This is a genomic window from Tsukamurella pseudospumae, from assembly GCF_001575195.1.
Taxonomy (GTDB): Bacteria; Actinomycetota; Actinomycetes; order Mycobacteriales; family Mycobacteriaceae; genus Tsukamurella; species Tsukamurella pseudospumae.
Window position 1 is genome coordinate 189,996 of sequence record NZ_LSRF01000001.1, and the last position, 14,640, is coordinate 204,635.

Annotated in this window: 12 protein-coding genes; 9 read left to right on the forward strand and 3 right to left on the reverse strand. The window is 67.8% G+C overall.

Annotated features, from left to right (window positions below):
• The first annotated feature begins 160 nt into the window (after positions 1 to 160).
• A complete protein-coding gene (locus tag AXK60_RS00845) occupies positions 161 to 2,269 on the forward strand; it encodes a DEAD/DEAH box helicase (protein WP_068569106.1) in 2,109 nt (702 codons plus the stop codon).
• A gap of 3 nt (positions 2,270 to 2,272) precedes the next feature.
• Here the strand turns inward: AXK60_RS00845 and AXK60_RS00850 are convergent, their stop codons facing one another.
• Positions 2,273 to 3,184, reverse strand: coding sequence for an HNH endonuclease (locus AXK60_RS00850; RefSeq protein WP_068569107.1), 912 nt, complete (start codon positions 3,182 to 3,184; stop codon positions 2,273 to 2,275).
• A 78-nt stretch (positions 3,185 to 3,262) separates the two neighbouring features.
• On the reverse strand, positions 3,263 to 5,134 hold the full coding sequence (locus AXK60_RS00855) for a DUF2075 domain-containing protein (protein WP_068569108.1): 1,872 nt from the start codon (positions 5,132 to 5,134) through the stop codon (positions 3,263 to 3,265).
• 529 nt (positions 5,135 to 5,663) lie between these two features.
• On the opposite strand from AXK60_RS00855, the gene AXK60_RS00860 reads away from it, so the two are divergent.
• The 8 genes from AXK60_RS00860 (at position 5,664) to AXK60_RS00895 (ending at position 14,178) form a co-directional block, all read left to right on the forward strand.
• The gene (locus AXK60_RS00860) at positions 5,664 to 6,317 is read left to right on the forward strand and encodes a DUF4352 domain-containing protein (protein WP_068569109.1); all 654 of its coding nucleotides are present in this window, start codon (positions 5,664 to 5,666) and stop codon (positions 6,315 to 6,317) included.
• 96 nt (positions 6,318 to 6,413) lie between these two features.
• Positions 6,414 to 6,797, forward strand: coding sequence for a TA system antitoxin ParD family protein (locus AXK60_RS00865; RefSeq protein ID WP_068569110.1), 384 nt, complete (start codon positions 6,414 to 6,416; stop codon positions 6,795 to 6,797).
• Positions 6,794 to 7,390, forward strand: a complete 597-nt coding sequence (locus tag AXK60_RS00870) for an ATPase (protein ID WP_068569111.1) — start codon at positions 6,794 to 6,796, stop codon at positions 7,388 to 7,390. Before AXK60_RS00865 ends, AXK60_RS00870 begins: the two co-directional genes overlap by 4 nt.
• Before the next feature lie 39 nt (positions 7,391 to 7,429).
• Complete coding sequence (locus AXK60_RS00875; RefSeq protein WP_068569112.1) at positions 7,430 to 8,437, forward strand: hypothetical protein; 1,008 nt, start codon at positions 7,430 to 7,432, stop codon at positions 8,435 to 8,437.
• A 30-nt stretch (positions 8,438 to 8,467) separates the two neighbouring features.
• Positions 8,468 to 9,478, forward strand: a complete 1,011-nt coding sequence (locus AXK60_RS00880; RefSeq protein ID WP_068569113.1) for an ankyrin repeat domain-containing protein — start codon at positions 8,468 to 8,470, stop codon at positions 9,476 to 9,478.
• A gap of 43 nt (positions 9,479 to 9,521) precedes the next feature.
• Positions 9,522 to 10,976, forward strand: a complete 1,455-nt coding sequence (locus tag AXK60_RS00885; protein WP_068569114.1) for a peptide MFS transporter — start codon at positions 9,522 to 9,524, stop codon at positions 10,974 to 10,976.
• A 137-nt stretch (positions 10,977 to 11,113) separates the two neighbouring features.
• A complete protein-coding gene (locus AXK60_RS00890) occupies positions 11,114 to 12,694 on the forward strand; it encodes a GMC family oxidoreductase (protein WP_082777722.1) in 1,581 nt (526 codons plus the stop codon).
• Complete coding sequence (locus AXK60_RS00895) at positions 12,691 to 14,178, forward strand: aldehyde dehydrogenase family protein (protein ID WP_068569115.1); 1,488 nt, start codon at positions 12,691 to 12,693, stop codon at positions 14,176 to 14,178. Before AXK60_RS00890 ends, AXK60_RS00895 begins: the two co-directional genes overlap by 4 nt.
• 3 nt (positions 14,179 to 14,181) lie before the next feature.
• Here AXK60_RS00895 and AXK60_RS00900 read toward each other — a convergent pair whose 3' ends face one another.
• Positions 14,182 to 14,637: a PH domain-containing protein gene (locus AXK60_RS00900; RefSeq protein ID WP_068569116.1), complete on the reverse strand. Its 456-nt coding sequence runs from the start codon at positions 14,635 to 14,637 to the stop codon at positions 14,182 to 14,184.
• Positions 14,638 to 14,640: the final 3 nt, after the last annotated feature.

The following is a 14,640-nucleotide window of genomic DNA, read 5'->3' on the forward strand; positions in this document are numbered from 1 at the left end:
CATTCGCGAGCAAGAGGAAAGCTACGTCCGACCTCTGACAAGTTTTCGCGGCCCAAACGCCTCCATTCTCACAGCGACGTCATTTCCATTCGTGTCAGCGACTGCCGTTCTTGAATTCGAATAAGTGTGCGACCCGGGGCTCCCGTGACAGGATGTAGGAGTGAGCACCACGGCCGGATTCGACACACTGGACCCCAGCCTGCAGCACCACATCGTGAACACGCTGCGGTGGCCGGGCCTGCGTCCGCTCCAGAGCGACGCCGTCGCGCCCGTTCTCGCAGGCGAAGATGCGATCCTCCTCGCCCCCACCGCGGGCGGTAAGACCGAAGCGGCCGTCTTCCCGATTCTGACCGCGATGCAACGCGAACGATGGTCCGGCACTTCGGTGCTGTATCTGTGCCCGCTGAAGGCACTGTTGAACAACCTGCAGCCGCGCGTGGCCGAATACGCCGCGTGGGTCGGCCGTGATGCGGCGACCTGGCACGGAGACGTCACGGCTGGTCAGCGGAAGCGGATCAAGAACGACCGCCCCGATATCCTCCTCACCACCCCGGAGTCGCTGGAGTCCATGCTGGTCTCCGAATCCGTCGATCCGGCCGTCGTGCTGGGCGACCTCCGTACGGTGGTGATCGACGAGGTGCACGCCTTCGCCGGCGACGATCGCGGTTGGCATCTCCTCGCCGTACTAGCTCGGCTCGAGAGCCTTGTCGGCCGGCGGCTACAGCGGATCGGAATGTCCGCCACCGTTGGCAATCCCGAGGACCTCTTGACCTGGCTCCAAGGCGGCACAAGTGCTGCCGGTCGAGTGATCAATCCTCCCGCTCGCCAGGCCGATCCGCCGGAGATCACCGTTGATTCCGTCGGCACGGTCGAGAACGCCGCAACGGTGATCGCCGCTCTGCATCGCGGCGAGAAGCGCCTGGTGTTCGTCGATTCGCGACGGTTGGCTGAAGAGCTCGGATCAGAGCTTCGGGAGCGCGGAATCACTACCTTCGTCTCACATTCCTCGTTGTCGGCGGATGAACGTAGGCAGTCTGAGCAGGCCTTCGCCGAAGCGAGGGACTGCGTGATCGTCGCGACGTCCACCCTCGAACTCGGCATCGACGTCGGGGACCTCGATCGCGTCATTCAGATCAACGCACCGAAGAGCGTCTCATCGTTCCTGCAGCGGCTCGGCCGAACCGGCCGGCGCCCCGGCACCGTCCGCAATTGCCTGTTTCTCGGAACGAGCGACGAGGAGGTGCTCAACACCCTCGGCATGCTGCATTGCTGGTCGGAGGGCTACGTTGAACCCGTAGTCGCCCCTCCGGAACCGCGCCATATCGCCGCACAGCAACTGCTCGCCCTGGCACTACAGACTCGCCGCGTGCCGCTCGAAGATTGGCGCGGCACCTGGGGTTCGCTCCCACTGTTCGACGACGACGGCGACGAGATCTTCCAGTACCTCCTGGATGAAGGCTTTCTCGAGCATGACTCGGGGACCGCATTCATCGGTGCAGCAGCGGAGAAGCGCTTCGGGCGTCGTCATTTCATGGAGCTGCTCGCCGTCTTCACGGCGACCCCCGAGTTCCGGGTCTTCGCCGGCAGGCAAGAGGTCGGGTCCGTCGACGTATCAGTGCTCACGGACCCCGTTGACGGGCCTCGCGTCCTGCTTCTCGGCGGCCGATCGTGGCAAGTAACCCACATGGATTGGAAGCGCCGCCAGGTGTATGTCGAATCCAGCACGCTGGCAGGCAAGGCCAATTGGGGCAGCGCCGTCGATGATGAGTCCTTCGCCCTCACCCGCGGTGCGCGAGCTGTCCTGCTCGGGTCATTGCCCGGTGGTGTAACGCTCACTCGACGGGCCACCGCCACTTTGAGCGAACTCCGCGAGACCTCAGGATGGAGCGTCTCCGAACGCGGCCTCGTCGTCGCGCGCGAGAAGAACGAGTGGCGGTGGTGGACCTGGGCCGGTGCCAAGGCGAACCGCACACTCGCCGCGTGGGCGCCGGACCTCGTCGCGCCGCGGCAAGCGTTCAACGGTCGATACCTGCGACTCCACGCCGACCTGACCGCCGGCTCGATCTCCGATCAGATTCAGCTGCTTCAGCTCGACGACGAGGCTCAGCAGCGCCTCCCCCTCATCGATGACCGCTCTCTGGACGGACTGAAGTTCTCTGCCGCTCTCCCCGACCACCTCGCGCGACGCACCGTCGCCGTCCGCGATACTGACGTCCGCGGCGCCATCGATTGCGCAATGTCACCAGTGGCGATCAGGATCGCGGAGTAGCTTCTACCGCCGTACTGGCCTGGTTGACCGGTCGGAGGCGAAAGCCCCAGGCCGCACGAACTCGCAGTCACGCCAATGGTCAGCGAGGGCTGCTTCCGCAGGCCACGAATCGGGGTCACTCGGCAACCGCATCCTCGTTCCGTCGAGTGCTCGGTAGTGATCGTCATGGACACCGGGCCCCACGTGGATCCGATACGACGCATCGACTGCAAGCTGGAAGCCGTCGAACAGTGTATGAACGTCGGCGCGGAGCAGGATGCCATTCGTCACGTGATTCGACTGCGATCCCCGGTAGGGAAAGATGTGCGCAGCTTCCAGAACGCCCTCCGAAACCGTACCGGTGAACGCACACCTGCGCCCGTAGGCCCGCATGAGATCCGCACGAAACAGCCCCTGGCCCTGACGTATCGCCACCGACCTGAGCGCGGTCCGCCGACGATCATCCTGATCAGCGATATCGGGAGCCATCCGAGAACGATCGAGCGTGACATCGATTCCGCTCCCGCGGGGCGGGAATCGTTGCGTCAATAGGTTGACGGCGTCGCGGGAGTCAAGCCTGGTTATCGGCCACAACCGGGCTGCACGGTCCATGACGCTCTGCACCTCACGCCATTGAGTCCGCTGCGTCGGGGGCTCCTGCGCATTGTTGAACGTGAACCGGTGCGTATAGCCCGCTTCGTCGCGGTCCCGCCAACGCGCGCGACGAAAGCCCGGTTCGATCCGCTCGAGCTCTGAGGTCGCCACAACCTGTGCCTTCAGCTCGCTGCGCACACCAGAACCTGCAGCCTGCCAGAAGAACACCTCGTCCCCGGGATTGATCGACTTCCATTGCTTCGTATCCCAGAATCCATCCTCAAGAGCCAGGTCGAGGTGGTCCGGATAGTCCGCACCGATCGAAATGATCCATGCCGTCATTGCCCATGCGCCCTTCAAGGTTCGCACCGGGTGGAGGCATGTCCTTACGCGGAAGCCTGTCGGGCCGAGCTCGTTTCGTTACTGCTGCACGAGGCGCCGCAGCGCCTCGCGGGTCTCTTCATCGGTGGAGTACAGGACGGTGCCGACCATGCCGCGGGTGAGCAGCACCTTGTAGGTGTTGCGGATCAGCAGATCGAAGCGCACATCCGTGAGGTTCTTCTTGGACGTCAGGCCGGGGTCGCGATTCTCGTCGCGTCGCACCGTGAATCGACCATCCCGCCACACGAGATCGGGCCCGAGGATCACGCCGCTCCAGTCGTATTCGAACCCCTGCGCCGTGTACACGCAGCCCACCTGCCCGAAGCCGCCGGGCTCCGTCGCCCACAGCTGCGACGGCGGGATGTCCCCCATGCGCCTGTCGGACTTGGAGTTCCATGGCCGCGCCCAGTCGTCGATCACCACGTCGGGAACCAGCGTGCGCTCGGGCGTGGCGTCGCTCCACGGCCAGCAGTAGCCGGCGGTCATCCGCGCCGAGTACCCCTTGTCGCGTTGTTCTTCGAGCATGCGCTCCAGCTCCCAGGGCGTCTCCGCGAGGCGGACCTCGAAACCCTCATCGCCCGTCCATTTCCACGGCGCGCGCTCCCCCAGCCCCACGAGATCGAGAACCCACTCGACGAAGCGGTCGCTTCCGCCGCACCGGAACTGATCGTCGAGCCGCACGTGCACGGTCTCGAGCCCCAGAGATGCCGCGTACGCACGGATCTGGTTCAGCGACCCGAGCTCGCCGGGCCGCACAACCTGATGCTCATCGAGCAGGAACAGCGGCACTCGGGCGGCGGCGATGAGTTCGTCGACCTGCGGGCGCCCCGTCCTGTCCGCGGCGCGGGTGTACCGATTGGCCGAGGTCTCCCGCATGCGGTGCGCCTCATCGAGGATCAACACGTCGAGGCCGTTGCGGTCCGCAGTGATGAACTGGTTGAAATACCGGAACATCTCCTTGACGCGGGGCGCCCGCGCGCCGGCCACCTGCCGCAGAGTCGTGGTGAACGAACGGGATCCCGTGGCGTGCAGCACCGTCCGACCCCGTCGCGCGAGATCGCCGAGCAACGCCAGCGCGATCGCACTCTTCCCGCTCCCCGGCCCGCCCGTCACGACGAGCACGCGTTTGGTGTCGGCCGCGCGAGCCCGCTCGACGTCATGCAACACCAGGTCGACGGCGAGCCGCTGGTTTCCCAGCAGGTGGAAGACCTGCCGTTCACGCACCTCCTCAGCCGCCACCGCCAGGAGCTGTTGCGACGGGGCCGCAGGCGAGTTCAGTAGGAGGTCCGCCGCGTAGCCCGATGGCGCTCCGGGCTTCAGCCGCGTCCGTAGGTAGTCGAGCATCGCGTCGGTGTCCGCACCGGTGAACATCCGCCCGGCCTCGGAGATCGGGTAGTCGGCCAGATCGGCGACCGCACCGGGGTCGTGCACGTTGTGCAGGTACGCGATGCCGGCCAGCGGGTCCGGCTGATCACGCAGCGCTCGGGCGAAGTCCGCGATGTACTCGCAGTAGCCGGCGACCTGCGCGACGGGGTGCGAGATCGGCCCACCGAGGTGGGGCACCGTCACCATCGCCGGATCGCCCTCGAAGGCCGAGGCCGAGGACCACTGCTTGAGCTCGACCACCACGTACGACGGGGCTCCGGTCGAGGGGTGAACGCCTGCGAGCACGACGTCCGCTCGGCGTGAGGACAGCGGCAGCTTGTACTCGATGAGGAGCTCGACATCGCCGAGGCCGCCGTGCCGCAGGTCGGCGGCGAACGACGGCAGGCTGTTGCCCCACGACCTGCGCTCGGCCTCGCCCACAGTGATTCCGCGTTCGAACAACATGCGTTCCAGCAGCTTCTCCACGAGCGACTCCGAGGTGTATTCCTCGAGCAGTCGGTTCGCAGTGACCCGCAACAGCGTCACGTCGGATCCCCCAGGGCAGCACGAATGATCGTGCGGAGGGGATCTGCCCTGGGCGGGAGTTCCGTCGAACCGCTGTCCTGAGGGTACCGCGATCGCAGAACGTGTCAGTGGCTCGGTGCATTCTGTACGGCTGGTCACACTCGGGGCCGGCCGCAGCAACTGCGCCACCCGATCCGCCAGGAGTACACCGATGTCGATGCCGACTGCAGTCGCCCACCGATTCACCGAGTGTCGCTACGCAATCACGCTCGACTTCTTCTATTCCTTTGAGCAGCTATTGATTTCGCCCGACGCGGATACGAAAACTTGTCAGTGGTCGATGCGATGCTTCTTCCATCAGGTCCTGGGGAGGATGAATTGACCGCACGCACAAGCATTCTGATCGACGATCACGGTTACCGCCCCTGACGGTCCGCCTTCGACGCACCGTCGTCACCTGATCACTCGAGCCGGCAACGGCTCCGCTTCACGTCGTTCGGCACTTCCCGCCGATCGGCGATTCCCCCATCTCCGGAAATGAGGATTCATCATGTCTGAGCAGCCCTTCCCGCTGCAGCCCGGCCAGCCCGGCTCGGGTCAGTACACGCCCGGTCAGCCCCAGCCGTACCCCGCCCCGCCTGCGCCGCCGGCCAAGAAGAAGCGCAAGTGGCCGTGGATCGTGCTGGCCGTGATCGCCTTCATCATCGTCGTCTCCGTCGCCACCGGCGGCGGGAACAAGGACGACGCGGCCTCGACCGCCGGCGGGACCGCAGCGCAGACCGCCGCGAAGACCGATCCCAAGGCCGCCGGCCTGAACGCCGCCGTGCGCGACGGCAAGTTCGAGTTCGTGGTCACGGGCGTCGAGCCGGGTCTCAGCGAGGTCGGCGACAACCCGTACCTGGCGAAGAAGGCCCAGGGCCAGTTCGTCATCGTCTCCATGACGGTGAAGAACATCGGCACCAAGCCGCAGAGCTTCTCCCCCAGCTCGCAGAAGCTCAAGGACACGCAGGGCCGCACCTTCGAGTCCGACTCGATGGCGCAGATCGCGCTCGGCGACTCGGACGTGCCGGTGTGGGACAACATCAACCCCGGCAACACCGTCCAGGTCAAGGTCGTCTTCGACATGCCCAAGGACGCCACCCCCGCCACCATCGAGCTGCACGACTCGATGTTCTCGGGTGGCGCGAAGGTCACCCTGAAGTAGCAGGCCGGTTGCCCCGGCCACGGTCCACCGTGGCCGGGGCGACCGGATCGGCGTAGCATAGTGCTACACGACGCTCTTTCGCCCCAGGAGGCCACAATGCCGCACCCCACTCGCATTGCCGACGACGTGTTCGAAAGCGCCCGGATCGAGGGTGAACGAGATGGTCGATCGACGGCCGAACAAGTCAATCACTGGGCGCGGATCGGCCGCGAGGTATCGATTCACGAGAGTGCAGCCCGGAGCCGAGTAGAGGCGACCCTAGCCGGCAAGCTGTCCGCCGACGACCTCGATGACGCCGAGGCTCGCGTGTACAACGCCGAACTGCGTGTGGCCATCCGTGAACGGCTGAGCACCATCGACTTCACAGCGACCCTCGCACAACGCGGCATCGTCACCGTCTCGCTCGACGACGAGGGACGGATGGTCGAGCATCACCCCGACGGCACTCAGCGGATCGTCGCCGAAGCTCGCACCAAATGAGCCAGCTCGAGCTGGTCATCGGCCCCAACGGGGCCGGAAAGTCCACCTTTGTCGACCTCGTCCTTCACCCGTACACGCGCACAATGCCCTTCGTCAACGCCGACATCATCGCGAGGGAACGGTGGCCCGAATCGGCGGAGGAGCGCTCTTACGACGCGGCACGGATCGCGAGTGCCACTCGGGATCGCCTTCTTGAGCTCGGAACCTCTTTCATCGCCGAAACCGTCTTCTCGCACCCCTCCAAGGTCGGTCTCGTTCGCGCTGCTCTGACATCCGGCTTCGAGGTCAACCTCCACGTGGTGATGGTGCCAGAGGATCTGTCGGTACTGCGCGTAGCGCACCGTGTCCGCGCCGGTGGGCACGCCGTTCCCGAGGAGAAGATCCGTGACAGGCACCGGCGGCTCTGGCCACTCGTGGTCGAGGCCACCATGCTGGCGACAACGACCACGTTCTACGACAATGCACGCGACCGAGGCCCAGTCGTCGTTGCCGAGTTCGTACGCGGGATCCCGATCGGCAGCGCAAGCTTTCCTACGTGGACGCCAACGGAGATCACAACCTTCTGGCGAATTCGGGGCGGCGCGGAAGTCTGAAACGCCGGTACATTCGGAGGCGACAGGAGGAGGTTCGAGATGGCGGATACGGTCCCCCAGGAGCTCGCTGCGCGGGTCATCGCCGCGGCCGACGCGGTGCCGGTCGGGCGGGAACAGGCACAGGTCGCGGCGCGGGACGCGTCCCACTTCCTGCAGCGACTTCGGCCGGTCACCATCGACGACGCCTTCCGCCGGTACACCGCGAGCAACAATCCGGCGTACCTCGCGTCCGCCCGCAACGCGGTGCCCGAGCCGAGCCTCAAGACCGGGCTGTGGATCACCCTCATCGTCATCGCGTTCATCGTCGGCACGGCGGTCACCGAGTCGATGGCCGGTGGGCTCATCGCCCTGCTCCTGACGGGCGGTGGCGTCGTCGGCTATCAGGCCTGGCGGCGTCACGCCCACGAGCGCCGCCTCGAGGAGCGCGAGCAGGCACGGCTGGCAGCGAACCCCTGGCCCTTCCAGGCCGACCGGATGCCGGCGTGGAACCCGGATGCGGAACCGGGCGATACCCGCGTCGAGACCCGGCTCCTCGGCCTCGCGGTGCTGCTCACCGAGGAGATCCGCCGCTCGCCGGCGTGGAACAACCCGATCCTGGACCACCACCGCGTCCGCATCAACCTCGACGCCACGCTGCAGGACATCAGCCACCGCGCCTATCGCGTCTGGCGGATGCGCACGGATACGCCGCGGCCGTCCGGCGAGTCCTCCGTCTCCTACGCCCTGGCCCAGCACGTCGACGAGTACACCCAGGCCGCACGCATGGCGGAGAATGCCCTGCGCGATCACGTCGCGGCGCTCGCCGAGTACTTGGGCGAGCTGCGGCCCGTCGAACGACTGCTCAACGATCTGCACCTGCTGGACCGCACCAACACCGGCGCGCACCGCGAGCTGCTCGATCAGCTCTACCGGGACGCGGTCGGCAACGAGGCCGACGCCCGCCGATTCCAGCACCACGCCGACGAACTGCGCGACCTGCAGGCCAGCCTCGACACGCAGTTCCACTTCCTCCGGGAACAGGTGGCGCGGACCAACCTGCTGAGGTGACCACGCATGTCGACTCGAGCGGACGGCGCCATGGGCGCCCCGGCACGCAGCGGCTCCCCCAGCGCCTCGAACGACGAACTCACCGTGAACCCGTGCGCGGTGGACGAGGCCTCGCTCGCACCCGCTGACCTGTTCAGCTCTCTCGCGTGTCTGCGCTACGGCGCCTCGGACGAGCCGCCCCGGTGGCGCGAGGCCGCTGCGCTCCTGGCCCAGGACCCCGGCATCGTCGAGCGGAGTGTCTGGGCCGCCGCCGCGGCGGGCGACGCGCGGGCGATCGCGGCGCACCTCAGCGTCGATCCGGCCCTCGCCACCACCGCCGGCGGCCCGTTCGGCTGGCACCCCCTCACCTATCTCTGCTACTCCAGGGTCGTCCCCGATGACTCACCGGATCGCCCGCTCGCGGCCGCCGAGCTGCTCCTCGACTCCGGCGCCGACCCGAACACGGGCTTCCTGCACTCCGGTCTGCCGACCCCGTTCACCGCCATCACCGGTGTCTTCGGCGAGGGCGAGGAGGGCGCCGGTCGCCAGCCGCGACATCCCCGGTCGATGGAACTGGCCATCCTGCTCCTGGCCCGCGGCGCACACCCCGCGGACCAGCAGGCGCTCTACAACCGCATGTTCCGGCCCGACGATTCGCATCTCGAGCTGCTCTTCGCGCACGGACTCGCCGAGGCCGGACCGGGTCCGTGGGACACACGCGCGGGCGCCGACACGGAGAGCCGCGCGCAGGTGTGGCGCCGCCAGGTCGATTGGGCGGCGCAGCACGGCTTCACGGAACGGCTGGCCCTCCTGGCCGAGAACGGCATCGACACCGCCGGTGTCACGGTGATCCTCCCCGTGATCCCCGACGATCCGAACGCCCGAGGCGCGGACGGCGCAACCCCGCTGCACCACGCCGCGTGGACGGGCGACCTGGATCTCATTCGCGCGCTCCTCGACGCCGGAGCCGACCGCACCGTCGTCGATCTGCAGTACGGCACCACGCCGCGGGAGTGGGCCGAGCACGCGTACCAGCTGGAGGCCGTCCGACTGTTGAGTTGAGCAGGACGATCCACACGCGCACCGTTCGTGATTTCATCAACGAATGACCACTACTCCCACTGGCAAACCCGACGTGCGCTTCTTCGGACATCCCTGGCCCTTGGTCAACCTGTTCGGCGTCGAGATGTGGGAGCGCTTCTCCTTCTACGGGATGCAGGCGATCCTGGCCTACTACCTGTACTACACCGCCGAGCAGGGCGGACTCGGCTTCGACAAGACCACCTCGCTCGGGATCGTCGGCGCCTACGGCGGTTTCGTCTACCTCTCGACGATCGCCGGGGCCTGGATCTCGGACCGCCTGCTCGGCGCGGAGCGCACCCTGTTCTACTCGGCGTGGCTGGTCATGGCGGGCCACATCGCGCTCGCGGCCATCCCCGGCGCGGCGGGCGTGGCCGTCGGCCTCGTCCTCGTGGCCATCGGCTCCGGCGGGGTGAAGGGCAACGCGACGAAGGTGGTCGGCGATCTGTACGCCCACGACGACACCCGACGCGACGCCGGGTTCTCCCTGTTCTACATGGGCGTGAACCTGGGCGCCTTCATCGGCCCGCTGCTCACCGGCTACCTGCAGGACAACGCGGGCTTCCACTGGGGGTTCGGCCTCGCCGCCGTCGGCATGGCGCTCGGACTGACCCAGTACGCGCTCACCCGGAAGATGCTGCCGCGGATCAGCCAGGAGGTACCGAACCCCGCCTCCCGCAGCGACATCCAGCGCGTCGCCGCGGGACTCGTGGTCGCGATCGCGGTGTTCGTCGGCCTCATCGCGCTGGGAGTCATCACCGCGAGGAACCTCGTCGACGCCGTGATCATCACGGTCGCCGCGATCTCCCTGGCCTACTTCGTGTTCCTGCTCCGCAGCAATCGGGTCGACGGTGCCGAGCGCAACGGCGTGAAGGCGTTCATCCCCCTGTTCCTGTCCCAGGTCGCCTTCTGGGCGCTGTTCCAGCAGATGTTCACCTTCGTGGCCGTCTACGCCGACGAACGCCTCGACCGGGACCTGGGCGGCTGGGAGTTCCCGGCCTCCTGGATCCAGTCCGTCGATCCCGTCTACATCCTCATCTTCGCGCCGGTGTTCGCCGCGCTGTGGACCAAGCTCGGGTCGCGCCAGCCCAGCACCCCGATCAAGTTCGCGATCGGCACCATCGGGATCGGCGTCGCGTTCCTGGCCTTCCTTCTCATGCCGGCCGGCACGAACACCGCGCCGCTCCTCGGCCTCCTCGGCATCATGCTCATCTTCGCCCTCGCGGAGCTGTGCATCTCGCCGGTCGGCCTGAGCGTCTCCACCAAGCTCGCGCCGCGCGCGTTCTCGACGCAGATGGTGGCACTGAACTTCCTGTCGATCAGCCTCGGTACCGCCCTCGCCGGGCGCCTGGCCACCTTCTACGACCAGAACGACGAGGCGCCGTACTTCCTGATCCTCGGTGGCACGGCCATCGCCATCGGCCTCGTGGTCGTCGCACTGACGCCCCTGATCAAGCGGCTCGCACCCGCCGTCGGCTGACGCGACCGGGCGGGGCCGGCAGGGGGAACCCGGGCACGGCGGACCGTCGTCACTGAGAACCCGTCGGATCCGCCCCCGACCGCCCGTACCGCCGAGTAGCTTCGACCCCAAGCATTGGATCGACGCGAGGAGCGGCATTGCCGGCGGACGAGTACGACTACATCGTGGTGGGGGCCGGGAGCGCAGGCGCCGTGATGGCGGCCCGGTTGTCGGAGGATCCGGGCGTCTCCGTCCTGCTCCTCGAGGCCGGGGGCGAGGCGGACGCGGACGAGATCCACATCCCCCTCGCGTTCTCCGCGATGTTCAAGACGAAGTGGGACTGGAACTACACCACCACGCCGCAGAAGCACCTGAACGACCGCCCGGCGTACTGGCCGCGGATGAAGGCGCTCGGTGGCTGCTCGTCGCTGAACGCGATGATCTACATCCGCGGCAATCACGCGGACTACGACGCCTGGGAGCAGGATCACGGGGCGCAGGGCTGGTCGCACGACGACGTCCTGCCGTACTTCGTCAAGGCGGAGGGCAACACCCGCCTCGGCGGCCCCCTGCACGGCACCGACGGTCCGCTGCACGTCGAGGACCGCCGGTTCACCCACCCCCTCTCGACGGCCTTCGTCGAGTCCGCGGTCTCGTGGGGCCTCAAGCCCACCGAGGACTTCAACGGCGCATCCCAGGACGGCGCCGGCCTCTACCAGGTGACCTGCAAGAACGGCCGGCGCTGGTCGACCGACAAGGCCTACATCGAGCCGGCGCGCTCGCGCCCCAACCTCACGGTCGCGCTGGGTGCCATCGCGCGGCGCATCGAGTTCGACGGTGACCGCGCCTCGGGGGTGCTCTTCCGGCAGCACGCCGCCGATCACACCGCGCGGGCCCGCCGCGAGGTGATCCTCTCCGGCGGCGCGATCAACTCGCCGCAGCTGCTCATGCTGTCGGGGATCGGTCCCGCCGAGCACCTCGCCGAGCACGGCATCGACGTGCGCGCCGCCCTCCCGGGCGTCGGATCCAACCTCCACGACCACCCGATGGTCCCCGTCGACTACGACACGCACGGCACCTTCGACCTGCTCGAGACGCAGAACGTGGGAAACCTGCTGCGCTGGAAGCTCACCGGCACCGGCCCACTGTCGTCGAACGGCGCCGAGGCGGGCGGCTTCTTCCGCTCCCGCGAGGATCTCGAGCACCCGGACCTGCAGTTCCACGTGATGCCGGCCGGCGTCTACGACAACCTGCTGCACGAGACGCACCGTCGGGGCATCATGCTCGGCCCGACGCTGGTGGACGTGCAGAGCCGGGGAACGCTCCGGCTGCGCTCGGCGAACCCCGACTTCAAGCCGCGCCTGGAGCCGAACTACTTCGATGCGCCGGAGGACCTCGACGCGCTGGTGGCCGGCGTGAAGGCGACGATGGAGCTCGCCGCGCAGGGCCCCATCGCGCGCTACCTCGGTAAGCCCTGGCACATCAGCGAGTCCCCCTCGGAGGACGAGATCCGCACGCTCGTCGCGGATTACACGCAGACGCTGTTCCACCCCGTCGGCACCTGCGCGATGGGCACTGGGGAGGACGCCGTCGTCGATCCGCAGCTGCGGGTCCGCGGGATCGACGGTCTGCGCGTCGTCGACGCCTCGGTGATGCCCAAGGTGCCCCGCGGGAACACGAACGCCCCCACCATCATGATCGCCGAGAAGGCGGCCGACGAGATCAGGAAGTCAGCATGACCGCACCGAACACCAAGACCTTCGACTCCCTCAACCCGCTCACCGGTGATGTCGTCGAGTCGTATCCGATCCACTCCACCGACCACGTGCACGCCGTCGTGGCGCGCGCCCGCGAGCAGGCCGACTGGTGGCAGGAGATCGGCTTCGAGGGCCGCAAGAAGGCCCTGAACACCTGGAAGGGCGTCATCACCCGGCGCATCAACCAGCTGGCGCAGGTCGTCCACGACGAGACCGGTAAGCCGCACGGCGACGCCCTGCTCGAGGCCGCGCTCGGCATCGACCACCTCGGCTACGCCGCGTCACACGCCAAGAAGGTCCTCGGCCCCCGTCGGGTCGGTTCGGGTCTGGTCATGGCGAACCAGTCGGCGACGGTGCGCTACCACCCGCTCGGCGTCGTCGGCGTGATCGGCCCGTGGAACTACCCCGTCTTCACCCCGATGGGCTCGATCGCCTACTCGCTGGCCGCCGGCAATGCGGTGGTGTTCAAGCCCTCGGAGTACACCCCCGGCGTGGGCGTGTGGCTGGCCCGCACGTTCGAGGAGGCCGTGGGTCGCCCGGTGCTGCAGACGGTCACGGGCCTCGGCGAGACCGGCAACGCGCTGTGCACCTCCGGCGTGAACAAGGTGGCCTTCACGGGCTCGACCAACACCGGCAAGAAGGTCATGGCCGCCTGCGCCGAGACGCTGACGCCGGTGGTGATCGAGGCCGGCGGCAAGGACGCCTTCCTCGTGGACCGCGACGCCGACCTCGACGCCGCCGCCGACGCCGCCGCCTGGGGCGCCTTCGCCAACGCGGGCCAGACCTGCGTCGGCGTCGAACGCGTCTACGTGCACAAGGACGTCTACGACCCGTTCCTGGAGAAGCTGGTCGCGAAGGCGCGCGAGGTCACGGCGAACGACTCGGACGATTCCAAGATCGGCCCGATCACCATGCCCAGCCAGTTGCCGATCATCAAGTCGCACATCGAGGACGCCCTCGCCCGCGGCGGCCGTGCCCTCGTCGGGGGCATCGACGCCGTCGGCGAACGGTTCGTCCAGCCGACGGTGCTCGTCGACGTCCCGGAGGACTCGATCGCGGTCACGCAGGAGACCTTCGGACCGACGGTGACGGTCGCCAAGGTCGACACGATGGACGAGGCCGTCGAGTACGCGAACGCGACGAAGTACGGCCTCGCCGCGACGGTCTTCTCCAAGGCCCGCGGCATGGAGCTGGCGGACAGGATCCGGTCCGGCATGGCCTCGGTGAACGGCATCATCACCTTCGCGGGCGTGCCGAACATCCCGTTCGGCGGCGTCGGCGAATCGGGCTTCGGCCGGATCCACGGCGCCGACGGCCTCCGCGAGTTCACCTACTCGAAGGGCATCGCCCGCAAGCGGTTCAACCCGCTGCTGAACCTCACGAGCTTCGCGCGCACCGCCGCGCAGGAGGGTCAGCTCACGCAGCTGATGACGCTGCTGCACGGTCGCAGCGGCACGATCAAGTAGGGCTCAGGCCCGGTACGCGGCGGCGATCTCGCGGGCGCGGTGCAGCGCCTGCACCGCGAGTTCGCCGTCGCGGGCCTGGATGGCCCAGATCGCGACGAACTCGTCGTGCGGCAGGTCGAGGTGCGCGAACTGGGATCCCTTCGGGAAGGTGAATCCCTGCACCACGTCCCACGGGTAGGTGTTCTCGTTCAGCAGGTTGCGGACGGTGACCCCGTCCGGGCCGAGGTGCAGCCGCGCCCGCGTGAACAGCAGCGCCCCGCACGCCAGGACCACGCCGATCAGGACCATGCCCGCCTGGTCCGAGGTCCGGAACGTGAGCCCCGTGTTCCCGCCGGCCTTGAGCAGGAGGGCGACCGCGGTGTGCCCGACGACCAGGACCCCCGCGAGGACCCAGGCGTACACCTTGATCTTGCGCGGGGTCACGTCGAGCACGGGCTGTGTGGTGGGTTCAGCGGTCACGGG

What these genes read in the sequence shown, in the direction of transcription:
- AXK60_RS00880 (WP_068569113.1), top strand. Translation starts at nt 8,468, where the DNA reads ATGGGCGCCCCGGCACGCAGCGGCTCCCCCAGCGCCTCGAACGACGAA.
- AXK60_RS00875 (WP_068569112.1), top strand. Translation starts at nt 7,430, where the DNA reads ATGGCGGATACGGTCCCCCAGGAGCTCGCTGCGCGGGTCATCGCCGCG.
- AXK60_RS00860 (WP_068569109.1), top strand. Translation starts at nt 5,664, where the DNA reads ATGTCTGAGCAGCCCTTCCCGCTGCAGCCCGGCCAGCCCGGCTCGGGT.
- AXK60_RS00865 (WP_068569110.1), top strand. Translation starts at nt 6,414, where the DNA reads ATGCCGCACCCCACTCGCATTGCCGACGACGTGTTCGAAAGCGCCCGG.
- AXK60_RS00870 (WP_068569111.1), top strand. Translation starts at nt 6,794, where the DNA reads ATGAGCCAGCTCGAGCTGGTCATCGGCCCCAACGGGGCCGGAAAGTCC.
- AXK60_RS00885 (WP_068569114.1), top strand. Translation starts at nt 9,522, where the DNA reads ATGACCACTACTCCCACTGGCAAACCCGACGTGCGCTTCTTCGGACAT.
- AXK60_RS00895 (WP_068569115.1), top strand. Translation starts at nt 12,691, where the DNA reads ATGACCGCACCGAACACCAAGACCTTCGACTCCCTCAACCCGCTCACC.
- AXK60_RS00850 (WP_068569107.1), bottom strand. Translation starts at nt 3,184, where the DNA reads ATGACGGCATGGATCATTTCGATCGGTGCGGACTATCCGGACCACCTC.